The following is a 9,586-nucleotide window of genomic DNA, read 5'->3' as shown; positions in this document are numbered from 1 at the left end:
ACACCCCCACTCAGACGCCGGATAGATGAAAGCAAGCCAAACACAACATCAAAAACAGTATTGCAGAAAAGGGGGTAACCATAGATGTAGGAGCGAGCAGGCTCGCGATGGTGGTTAACGATGACGCTGGACGCCTGACACCCCGCGGTGTTCTCGAGTCCATCGCGAGCGTGCTCGCTCCTACAGAGATCTGCGATCCATTGACCGCATCGATAGTCACCATCATTTCAATGAAGTTCTCTTAAAAAATCCCCGGCGTAACATCTGCTCCATACCAACCCATCAGCACCCCGGAGCACACCACTATGAAACGCCAGACCCTCCTCAGCATCGCTTTCTCGGTTTTCGCGGTTAACGCTTTTGCCGCTACCTCTGCTCAACCTGTGGTCGCTGAAGGCGGCTCGGATCGTCTGATTGAAAGCCGTGTGGCCGAGGGTGGTTCCGATCGCCTGATCGAGAATCGTGTAGCCGAAGGTGGTTCGGATCGCCTGCTGGAAAACCGCGTGGCCGAAGGCGGCTCCGACAAACTGCTGCAAAACCGCGTCGCTGAAGGCGGCTCCGACAAACTGCTGCAAAACCGCGTCGCCGAAGGCGGCTCCGACAAACTGCTGCAAAACCGCGTCGCCGAAGGTGGCTCCGACCACCTGATCCAGAACCGCACCGCCTGAATGCATGGCGGTAACGCAGGACTCGACAAGAAACCCGGCCTCATCAGCCGGGTTTTTTTACGCCTTTCAACAACCCGCGCCACCCTGCATGGCTCCTCTCTTGCCCTCCATTTATCGCCATCCAGCCAGAAACTCCGTTCAAGGGACTTGTGCTTCCGGTATTATGGTATACCATCAGACGCACAGACACCCAAATCCCTACGGAGCAGCTCATGAGTTTCGAAATCCGCAAGATCGTCAGCTATGTCGAAGAAACCTTTATCGAAGGCGGCAAAGCCACAGACAAGCCCGTGACCATGGTCGGTCTGGCCGTAGTGATGAAGAACCCCTGGCTGGGCAATGGTTTCGTCGAAGACTTGAAACCACAGATCCGCGCCAACTGCTCCGACCTCGGCGCACTGATGGTTGAACGCCTGGTGGGCATCATCGGCGGCGCCGAGAAGATCGAGGCCTACGGCAAGGCTGCGGTGGTCGGCGCCGACGGCGAAATCGAACACGCTTCGGCGGTGATCCACACCCTGCGCTTCGGCAACCACTACCGCGAAGCGGTCAAGGCCAAGAGCTACCTGAGCTTCACCAACAAGCGCGGCGGCCCTGGCACTTCGATCCAGATCCCGATGATGCACAAGGACGACGAAGGCCTGCGTTCGCACTACATCACCCTGGAAATGCAGATCGAAGACGCACCGCGCGCCGACGAAATCGTCGTGGTCCTGGGTTGCGCCGACGGCGGCCGAATTCACCCACGCATCGGCAACCGCTACATCGACCTGGAAGAACTGGCCGCCGAAAAAGCCCAGTAACCGGCCAGCAGAACGACAACAAGAAGGCATTGCAGGAGCGCTCCATGATTCGGCTCACCGCTGAACTCACCCCGGCTGGCACCAGTTACCTGGCGACCGGCCAAGGCCAGCCCGTGGTCTTGATCCACGGCGTGGGCCTGAACAAAGAAATGTGGGGCGGCCAGATCGTTGGCCTGGCCACCAAGTACCGCGTCATCGCCTACGACATGCTCGGCCATGGCGCCAGCCCGCGCCCTTCGATCGGCACGTCGCTGCTCGGCTATGCCGACCAGTTGCTGGAGCTGCTCGACCACCTGCAATTGCCCAAGGCAACGGTGATCGGCTTTTCCATGGGCGGGCTGGTGGCGCGGGCCTTTGCCCTGCACTACGCGCAACGCCTGGAAGGCCTGGTGGTGCTCAACAGTGTGTTCAATCGCAGTGCCGAACAGCGTGCGGGCGTTATCGCCCGCACTGCCCAGGCCGCCGAGCACGGACCGGATGCCAATGCCGAAGCGGCACTGTCGCGCTGGTTCAGCCGCGAATACCAGGCGGCCAATCCGGCACAGATCGCCGCGCTGCGCCAGACACTGGCGCAGAACGACCCGCAGGGTTACCTGACGACCTATGAGCTGTTCGCCACCCAGGACATGTACCGCGCCGACGACCTGGCCAGTATCCAGGTGCCGACCCTGGTCGCCACCGGTGAGCTGGACCCGGGCTCGACCCCGGAAATGGCCGAGCAACTGGCCGCGCGCATTCCCGGCGCCACGGTTGCGGTGCTTCCCGAACAGCGGCATATGATGCCCGTAGAATCGCCGCGCCTGGTCAACCAGCTGCTGCTGGAGTTTCTCGATAAAGCGCACTCCCGACAAAACCATATAAAGGGGATCGTTGCATGACACTCGCACGCTTCCAGATGTGCATCGGCGGTGAATGGGTCGATGCCCTGTCCGGCAAGACCTTCGAAAGCCTCAACCCGGCGCTGGCCGAACCCTGGGCCGAACTGCCCGATGCCGACGAAGCCGACGTCGAGCGCGCCGTGCAGGCTGCGCAGACCGCTTTCGACAGCCCGGCCTGGCGTGGTTTGACCGCCACCGCTCGCGGTAAATTGCTGCGACGCCTGGGCGACCTGATCGCCGAAAACAAGGAACAACTGGCGCAGTTGGAAAGCCGCGACAACGGCAAGCTGATCCGCGAAACCCGTGGCCAGGTCAGCTATCTGCCGGAGTTCTTCCACTACACCGCAGGCCTGGCGGACAAGCTCGAAGGCGGCACCCTGCCGCTGGACAAGCCGGATCTGTTTGCCTACACAGTGCACGAAGCCATGGGCGTGGTCGCCGCGATCATTCCGTGGAACAGCCCGTTGTACCTGACCGCGATCAAACTGGCGCCAGCGCTTGCCGCGGGCAACACCATCGTGATCAAGCCTTCCGAGCACGCCTCGGCGACCATCCTCGAACTGGCGCGCCTGGCGCTGGAAGCGGGGATTCCGCCGGGGGTGGTCAACGTCGTCACCGGTTACGGCCCGAGCACCGGCGCCGCCCTCACCCGCCATCCGCTGGTCCGCAAGATCGCCTTCACCGGCGGTGCGGCGACGGCGCGACATGTGGTACGCAGCAGCGCCGAGAACTTCGCCAAGTTGTCCCTGGAACTGGGGGGCAAATCGCCGAATATCATCTTCGCCGACGCCGACCTCGACAGCGCGATCAACGGCGCCATCGCCGGGATCTACGCCGCCTCCGGGCAGAGCTGCGTCTCCGGTTCGCGCCTGCTGGTGCAGGACGAGATCTACGACGAGTTCGTCGCTCGCCTGGTTGAACGCGCCCGGCGCATCCGCATCGGCAACCCGCAGGACGACAGCAGCGAAATGGGCCCGATGGCCACCGCGCAGCAACTGGCCGTGGTCGAAGGCCTGGTGGCCGACGCCATCGCCGAGGGCGCGCGTTTACGTCTGGGTGGCAAGCGTCCGGCGGGTGTGGGAGACGGCTGGTTCTACGAACCGACGCTGTTCGAGTGCGACCGCAACTCGATGAAGATCATGCAGGAAGAAGTCTTTGGTCCGGTGGCTTCGGTCATCCGTTTCAAGGACGAAGCCGAAGCCCTGGCGATTGCCAACGACTCGCAATTCGGCCTCGCCGCCGGCATCTGGACCCGCGACCTGGGTCGTGCCCACCGCCTGGCCCGGGACGTGCGTTCGGGGATCATCTGGGTCAACACCTACCGCGCGGTCTCGGCCATGGCGCCGATCGGCGGCTTCAAGAACAGCGGCTATGGACGCGAAAGCGGCATCGATTCGGTGCTGGCCTACACCGAGCTGAAAACGGTGTGGATCAACCTGTCCCAGGCACCGATGCCTGACCCGTTTGTGATGCGCTAGGAGATTTGCAAAATGATCGAACCCGGCATTTACAAAGACGTCATGGGCTCGTTCCCGTCCGGCGTCACGGTGGTCACCACCCTGGACCCGGACGGCGGCATCGTCGGCATCACCGCCAGCGCCTTCAGTGCGCTGTCGATCGACCCGGCGCTGGTGCTGTTCTGCCCCAACTACGCCTCCGACACCTATCCGGTGCTGCGCGACAGCAAGCAGTTCGCGATTCACCTGCTGTCCGCCGACCAGACCGCCGAAGCCTACGCCTTCGCCGGTAAAGGCAAGGACAAGGCCAAAGGCATCGAGTGGCACCTGAGCGAACTGGGCAACCCGATCCTCGCCAAGGCTACGGCGATCATCGAGTGCGAACTGTGGCGCGAATACGACGGTGGTGATCACGCGATCATCGTCGGCGCGGTGAAGAACCTGATCCTGCCCGAGCAGCCAGTGACGCCGATGATCTACCACAAGGGCAAGCTGGGGCCGTTGCCCTCCCTGTCCTGACACTTCAACACAAAACCCTGTAGGAGCGAGCAGGCTCGCGATAGCGGTGTATCAGTCGACATATTTGTTGAATGTCAGTCCGCTATCGCGAGCTTGCTCGCTCCTACAGGTAAAGCAGAGCAGCCACTTACAAATTTCTCGGGAGCCGGCATGAACCCAGCAGCCTCACAACTGTTCCGCCAGCAGGCCTACATCAACGGCCAATGGCTGGACGCGCCGGATGGCGCCTGTCAGGACATCTTCAATCCGGCCACCGGTGAACTCATCGGCCGGGTGCCGAACCTCGGTGCCGAGCACGCGCGCCTGGCCATCGACGCCGCCAACAAGGCCTGGCCCGCCTGGCGTGCGCTGACCGCCAGGGAGCGCAGCAACACGCTCAAGCGCTGGCATGCCTTGATGCTGGAAAACGCCGATGCCCTGGCCGAAATCCTCACCCTCGAACAAGGCAAGCCACTGACCGAGGCCAAGGGCGAAATCCTCTACGCCTCCAGTTTCATCGAGTGGTTCGCCGAAGAGGCCAAGCGCATCTACGGCGACACCATCCCCAGCCACAAGGGCGATGCGCGCATCGTGGTCAGCAAGGAGCCGATTGGCGTCGTCGCGGCCATCACGCCGTGGAACTTCCCGGCGGCGATGATCACCCGCAAGGCCGGCCCCGCACTGGCCGCCGGTTGCCCGTGCATCGTCAAGCCGGCTCCGGAAACACCCTTCTCGGCACTGGCCATGGCCGCGCTGGCCGAACAGGCCGGCATTCCTGCGGGCATCTTCAACGTGATCACCGGCGACGCCATCGCCATCGGCGGCGAGCTGACGGCCAGCCCGTTGGTGCGCAAACTGTCGTTCACCGGCTCCACCGCCATTGGCAAGTTGCTGATGGCCCAGTGCGCGCCGACCCTGAAAAAAGTCTCCCTGGAACTGGGCGGCAACGCGCCGTTCATTGTGTTCGACGATGCCGATCTGGAGCGCGCGGTAGACGGCGCGCTGATCGCCAAATACCGCAACGCCGGGCAGACCTGTGTCTGTGTCAACCGCTTCCTGGTCCAGGCCGGCATCCATGACGCCTTTGTCACGCGCCTGGCCGAGCGGGTTTCGCAGCTCAAGGTCGGCAGCGGCTTCGATGCCGGTGTCACCCAGGGGCCGCTGATCAACGAGCGTGCCGTGGCCAAGGTCGAAGACCACGTGCGAGACGCGCTGGCCCATGGCGCCCAACTGCTGTGCGGTGGCGAACGTCATGCACTGGGCAACGGTTTCTTCCAGCCGACCGTGCTCACAGGGGTCACCACGCAGATGAAAGTCGCCCGTGATGAAACCTTTGGCCCACTGGCCGCGGTGTTCAGCTTCGACACCGAGGCCCAGGCCGTCGAGATGGCCAACGACACCGAATTCGGCCTCGCCGCCTACTGCTACACCCGCGACCTGGGCCGCGCCTGGCGCATGAGCGAGGCGCTGGAATACGGCATGGTCGGGATCAACGAAGGGCTGATTTCCACCGAAGTCGCGCCGTTTGGCGGCATCAAGTCCTCGGGGCTGGGCCGTGAAGGGTCGAAGTACGGCATCGAGGATTACCTGGAACTCAAATACACCCTGATGGGTGGCCTTTAACTGTAGGAGCGAGCACGCTCGCGAAGAACCTGCAGGCGCCGCGACCATTCAGGATGCTCGCGTCATCGTTAACGTTTTTCGCGAGCATGCTCGCTCCTACAGAGGCCTTACGGGAGACATGGAAATGAACAACGAAAAATACGAAAAAGGCCTGAAGATCCGCACCCAGGTGCTGGGCGAAGCCTACGTCAACCGCTCCATCGAAAACGCAGACGACTTCACCCGGCCGCTGCAAGAGATGGTCACCGAGTACTGCTGGGGTCACGTCTGGGGCCGTGAGGGTTTGTCCCTCAAGGAGCGCAGCATGATCAACCTGGCGATGATCTCGGCCCTCAACAGGCCACATGAACTCAAGCTGCATGTGCGCGGTGCCTTGCGTAACGGCCTGAGTCGTGAGCAAATACGCGAAATATTGCTTCAGGTCGGCATTTATTGCGGTGTCCCCGCTGCCGTAGACAGTTTCCGGCTCGCCCGCGAAGCCTTCGCCGAAGCCGATGCCGAGGCCTCCAGTTAACCCTTGGCTGTTTGATTCGACTGGGCACATGGATTCCTGTAATCGCAGTGCCCTTTTTTGCATGGACAGCCACAATCAGAGCGGACCCCATGAAACGCCTGCCACTCGACGACAACTTCAAGGTCAATCGCAACCCCGTTACCCTGCGCGAAATCGTGCTGGATAAACTGCGAAGCGCCATCATGAACTTCCAGCTCCTGCCGGGAGACCGTCTGGTCGAACGCGATCTGTGCGATCGCCTGGGCGTCAGCCGTACTTCCGTGCGAGAAGCCTTGCGCCATCTTGAGTCCGAAGGCCTGGTGGAGTTCGCCGATGCCAAGGGCCCTCGAGTCGCGATCATCACCCTGGCCGATGCCGTCGACATCTACGAGCTGCGCTGCGTGCTCGAAGGGCTGATCGTTCAACTGTTTACCCTGCGCGCCAAGGCCAAAGACATCAAGGCCCTGGAAAAAGCCCTGGAAGAAAACCGCAAGGCACTCAAGGACGGCGAACTGCAACAGGTCATCGACTCGGTTCAGGGCTTCTACGACGTGCTGCTCGAAGGCTCGGGCAACCATGTCGCGGCCACCCAGTTGCGCCAGTTGCAGGCACGCATCAGCTACCTGCGCGCGACTTCGGTGTCCCAGGAAAACCGTCGCGGCGCCAGCAACCAGGAAATGGAACGCATGGTCGAGGCGATCAAGGGCGGCGATCCACTGGCCGCCCACCAGGCGTGTGTCGACCACGTGCGTGCCGCTGCTGCCGTGGCCCTGGATTACCTCAAGCGCAAGCAGGAAGAAACCGGTCCGATCCCCGAGATCACCCTGCCCATCGCGATCAAAGAACCTCGCATAGGACGTTGATCATGTTCAGCCCGAGCTTTTGTCCAAAGTGTGGCAGCAACGACCTCAAGTCACAGCTGCCGCCGGGCGATACGCACGAGCGCCTGATGTGCCGCGGCTGCGGCTACATCCACTACGTCAATCCGAAGATCATCGCCGGCTGCATCATCGAGCAGGACGGCAAGTACCTCCTTTGCCAGCGCGCCATCCCACCGCGTCCCGGCACCTGGACCCTGCCGGCGGGCTTCATGGAAAGCGGCGAGACCACCGAGCAGGCGGCCTTGCGCGAGGTCTGGGAAGAAAGCGGCGTGCGTGCGGAAATCGTCTCGCCCTATTCGATTTTCAGCGTGCCGCAGATCAGCGAGGTGTACATCATCTTCCGCGCCACCGCCCTGGAAATCACTGGCCAGTACGGGCCGGAGACGCTCGACTACAAATTCTTCGCGCCCGAGGATATCCCCTGGGAGAGCATCTACTACCCGGCGATCCGGCAGATTCTCGAGCGCTATATCGAGGAGCGGCAGGCCGGGGTTTATGGCATTTACATGGGCAATGACGACAGCGGGAAGATTCACTTCATTCGCTGACAGAGGCGGATTTTGATCTGGCCGACTTGATCGCAATCGACCTCGTGTCCTTGTAGGAGCGGGCGCCCGCTTGCGGCATGCTCGCTCCTACAGGGGGCTGTGTACATCCTGATATCACAAAGCCCCCACCCCCTCGACAATAATCACCTCCGCCAAAGCCACCCCCACCCGATACCCCCGCGCCTCCTGATACAACGCCGAGTGATAGCAAGCCACCGCCTGCTCATAAGAATCAAACTCGATGACCACACTGCGTTGCGGCGTCGACCGACCTTCCATCGCCTCGCTGCGCCCACCGCGAGCCAGGATCCGTGCGCCATAAGCGGCAAACGCCTGCGGTGCCCGCCGGGTGTATTGGCTGTATCGATCGGGGTCGGTGACATCCACATGAGCAATCCAGTACGCCTTCATAGTGACCTCTCGATTTATTTTGTATTATGGTATACCACATTATCCATCCAACAGACACCGAGACTCCAGCATGGCCTTCAACAGCATCGAAGAAATCATCGAAGATTACCGCCTCGGCAAAATGGTCTTGCTGGTCGACGATGAAGACCGGGAAAACGAAGGCGACCTGTTGCTCGCCGCCGACTGCTGCACACCCGAGGCGATCAGCTTCATGGCCCGCGAAGCCCGTGGCCTGATCTGCCTGACCTTGACCGACGAGCACTGCAAACGCCTGGGCCTGGAGCAAATGGTGCCGAGCAACGGCAGCGTGTTCAGCACCGCCTTCACCGTGTCCATCGAGGCCGCCGTCGGTGTCACCACCGGTATCTCCGCTGCCGATCGAGCCTGCACCGTGGCCGCCGCCGTCGCCGCCAGCGCCGGCCCCGCCGACATCGTGCAACCAGGCCATATTTTCCCGCTGCGTGCCCGGGAAGGCGGTGTGCTGACCCGCGCCGGTCACACCGAAGCCGGCTGCGACCTGGCACGGCTGGCCGGCCATACGCCCGCCTCGGTGATCGTCGAAGTGATGAACGATGACGGCACCATGGCCCGCCGCCCGGATCTGGAAGTGTTCGCGCGCAAGCACGGGATCAAGATCGGCACCATCGCCGACCTGATCCACTATCGCCTGAGCACCGAACACACCATCGTGCGCATCGGTGAACGTGATCTGCCGACCGTGCACGGCACCTTTCGTCTGATCACCTTTGAAGATCGCATCGAAGGCGGTGTCCACATGGCCATGGTCATGGGCGATCTGCGCCGCGAGCAACCGACACTGGTGCGCGTGCATGTGATCGACCCGTTACGCGATCTGGTCGGTGCCGAGTACAGCGGACCGAGCAACTGGACATTGTGGGCCGCCCTGCAGCGTGTCGCCGCCGAAGGCCACGGCGTGGTGGTGGTGCTGGCCAATCACGAATCCTCCCAGGCGTTGCTCGAACGCGTGCCGCAATTGACCCAACCGCCACGGCAGTTCAGCCGTTCGCAGTCGCGGATTTACTCGGAAGTGGGCACGGGTGCGCAGATCCTGCAGAACCTGGGTGTCGGCAAGCTTCGTCATCTTGGACCGCCGCTGAAATATGCGGGCTTGACCGGGTATGACCTGGAGGTGGTGGAGAGTATTCCGTTTACTGAGTGACCCTCGGTTTAGTGCAATTCCCTGTGGGAGCGAGCCTGCTCGCGAAGAGGGCAGAACATCCAACATCTTCGTTGACTGTTACACCGCCTTCGCGAGCAGGCTCGCTCCCACAGGGGACTGCGTCGTCGAGCAACCGTCGGAACCAC

General features: G+C 62.2%; 11 protein-coding genes. 10 read left to right on the top strand and 1 reads right to left on the bottom strand.

Annotated features, from left to right (window positions below):
• Window positions 1–305: 305 nt before the first annotated feature.
• The 9 genes from CAG47_RS27010 (at window position 306) to CAG47_RS26970 (ending at window position 7,849) form a co-directional block, all read left to right on the top strand.
• Window positions 306–668, top strand: coding sequence for a hypothetical protein (locus tag CAG47_RS27010; RefSeq protein ID WP_085729339.1), 363 nt, complete (start codon window positions 306–308; stop codon window positions 666–668).
• Between the two features lie 212 nt (window positions 669–880).
• Complete coding sequence (locus tag CAG47_RS27005) at window positions 881–1,471, top strand: amino acid synthesis family protein (protein WP_085729338.1); 591 nt, start codon at window positions 881–883, stop codon at window positions 1,469–1,471.
• 44 nt (window positions 1,472–1,515) lie between these two features.
• A complete protein-coding gene (locus tag CAG47_RS27000; RefSeq protein ID WP_085729337.1) occupies window positions 1,516–2,349 on the top strand; it encodes an alpha/beta fold hydrolase in 834 nt (277 codons plus the stop codon).
• Window positions 2,346–3,827, top strand: a complete 1,482-nt coding sequence (locus CAG47_RS26995) for an aldehyde dehydrogenase (RefSeq protein ID WP_085729336.1) — start codon at window positions 2,346–2,348, stop codon at window positions 3,825–3,827. The genes CAG47_RS27000 and CAG47_RS26995 overlap by 4 nt, the downstream gene beginning before the upstream one ends.
• 12 nt (window positions 3,828–3,839) lie before the next feature.
• Window positions 3,840–4,325: a flavin reductase family protein gene (locus CAG47_RS26990; protein ID WP_085729335.1), complete on the top strand. Its 486-nt coding sequence runs from the start codon at window positions 3,840–3,842 to the stop codon at window positions 4,323–4,325.
• A 150-nt stretch (window positions 4,326–4,475) separates the two neighbouring features.
• Entirely contained in the window at window positions 4,476–5,927 is a 1,452-nt protein-coding gene (locus CAG47_RS26985) for an NAD-dependent succinate-semialdehyde dehydrogenase (RefSeq protein ID WP_085729334.1), read from the top strand.
• 124 nt (window positions 5,928–6,051) lie between these two features.
• Complete coding sequence (locus tag CAG47_RS26980; RefSeq protein WP_007991919.1) at window positions 6,052–6,441, top strand: carboxymuconolactone decarboxylase family protein; 390 nt, start codon at window positions 6,052–6,054, stop codon at window positions 6,439–6,441.
• A gap of 89 nt (window positions 6,442–6,530) precedes the next feature.
• Window positions 6,531–7,283: a GntR family transcriptional regulator gene (locus CAG47_RS26975; protein WP_085729333.1), complete on the top strand. Its 753-nt coding sequence runs from the start codon at window positions 6,531–6,533 to the stop codon at window positions 7,281–7,283.
• A gap of 2 nt (window positions 7,284–7,285) precedes the next feature.
• Entirely contained in the window at window positions 7,286–7,849 is a 564-nt protein-coding gene (locus tag CAG47_RS26970; RefSeq protein ID WP_085729332.1) for an NUDIX hydrolase, read from the top strand.
• A 114-nt stretch (window positions 7,850–7,963) separates the two neighbouring features.
• Here the strand turns inward: CAG47_RS26970 and CAG47_RS26965 are convergent, their stop codons facing one another.
• Window positions 7,964–8,260, bottom strand: coding sequence for a DUF1330 domain-containing protein (locus CAG47_RS26965; RefSeq protein WP_085729331.1), 297 nt, complete (start codon window positions 8,258–8,260; stop codon window positions 7,964–7,966).
• Between the two features lie 70 nt (window positions 8,261–8,330).
• On the opposite strand from CAG47_RS26965, the gene ribBA reads away from it, so the two are divergent.
• Window positions 8,331–9,440, top strand: coding sequence for a bifunctional 3,4-dihydroxy-2-butanone-4-phosphate synthase/GTP cyclohydrolase II (ribBA, locus tag CAG47_RS26960; protein WP_085729330.1), 1,110 nt, complete (start codon window positions 8,331–8,333; stop codon window positions 9,438–9,440).
• The last annotated feature ends 146 nt before the right edge of the window (window positions 9,441–9,586 follow it).

The organism is Pseudomonas sp. R37(2017), from assembly GCF_002113375.1.
Lineage (GTDB): Bacteria > Pseudomonadota > Gammaproteobacteria > Pseudomonadales > Pseudomonadaceae > Aquipseudomonas.
This window is presented reverse-complemented; position numbering and strand designations above follow the sequence as displayed.

Excerpts from the sequence above, each read along its gene's own strand:
- CAG47_RS26980 (WP_007991919.1), top strand. The coding sequence starts at position 6,052 with ATGAACAACGAAAAATACGAAAAAGGCCTGAAGATCCGCACCCAGGTG.
- CAG47_RS27000 (WP_085729337.1), top strand. The coding sequence starts at position 1,516 with ATGATTCGGCTCACCGCTGAACTCACCCCGGCTGGCACCAGTTACCTG.
- CAG47_RS27005 (WP_085729338.1), top strand. The coding sequence starts at position 881 with ATGAGTTTCGAAATCCGCAAGATCGTCAGCTATGTCGAAGAAACCTTT.
- CAG47_RS26990 (WP_085729335.1), top strand. The coding sequence starts at position 3,840 with ATGATCGAACCCGGCATTTACAAAGACGTCATGGGCTCGTTCCCGTCC.
- ribBA (WP_085729330.1), top strand. The coding sequence starts at position 8,331 with ATGGCCTTCAACAGCATCGAAGAAATCATCGAAGATTACCGCCTCGGC.
- CAG47_RS26965 (WP_085729331.1), bottom strand. The coding sequence starts at position 8,260 with ATGAAGGCGTACTGGATTGCTCATGTGGATGTCACCGACCCCGATCGA.
- CAG47_RS27010 (WP_085729339.1), top strand. The coding sequence starts at position 306 with ATGAAACGCCAGACCCTCCTCAGCATCGCTTTCTCGGTTTTCGCGGTT.
- CAG47_RS26970 (WP_085729332.1), top strand. The coding sequence starts at position 7,286 with ATGTTCAGCCCGAGCTTTTGTCCAAAGTGTGGCAGCAACGACCTCAAG.
- CAG47_RS26985 (WP_085729334.1), top strand. The coding sequence starts at position 4,476 with ATGAACCCAGCAGCCTCACAACTGTTCCGCCAGCAGGCCTACATCAAC.
- CAG47_RS26995 (WP_085729336.1), top strand. The coding sequence starts at position 2,346 with ATGACACTCGCACGCTTCCAGATGTGCATCGGCGGTGAATGGGTCGAT.
- CAG47_RS26975 (WP_085729333.1), top strand. The coding sequence starts at position 6,531 with ATGAAACGCCTGCCACTCGACGACAACTTCAAGGTCAATCGCAACCCC.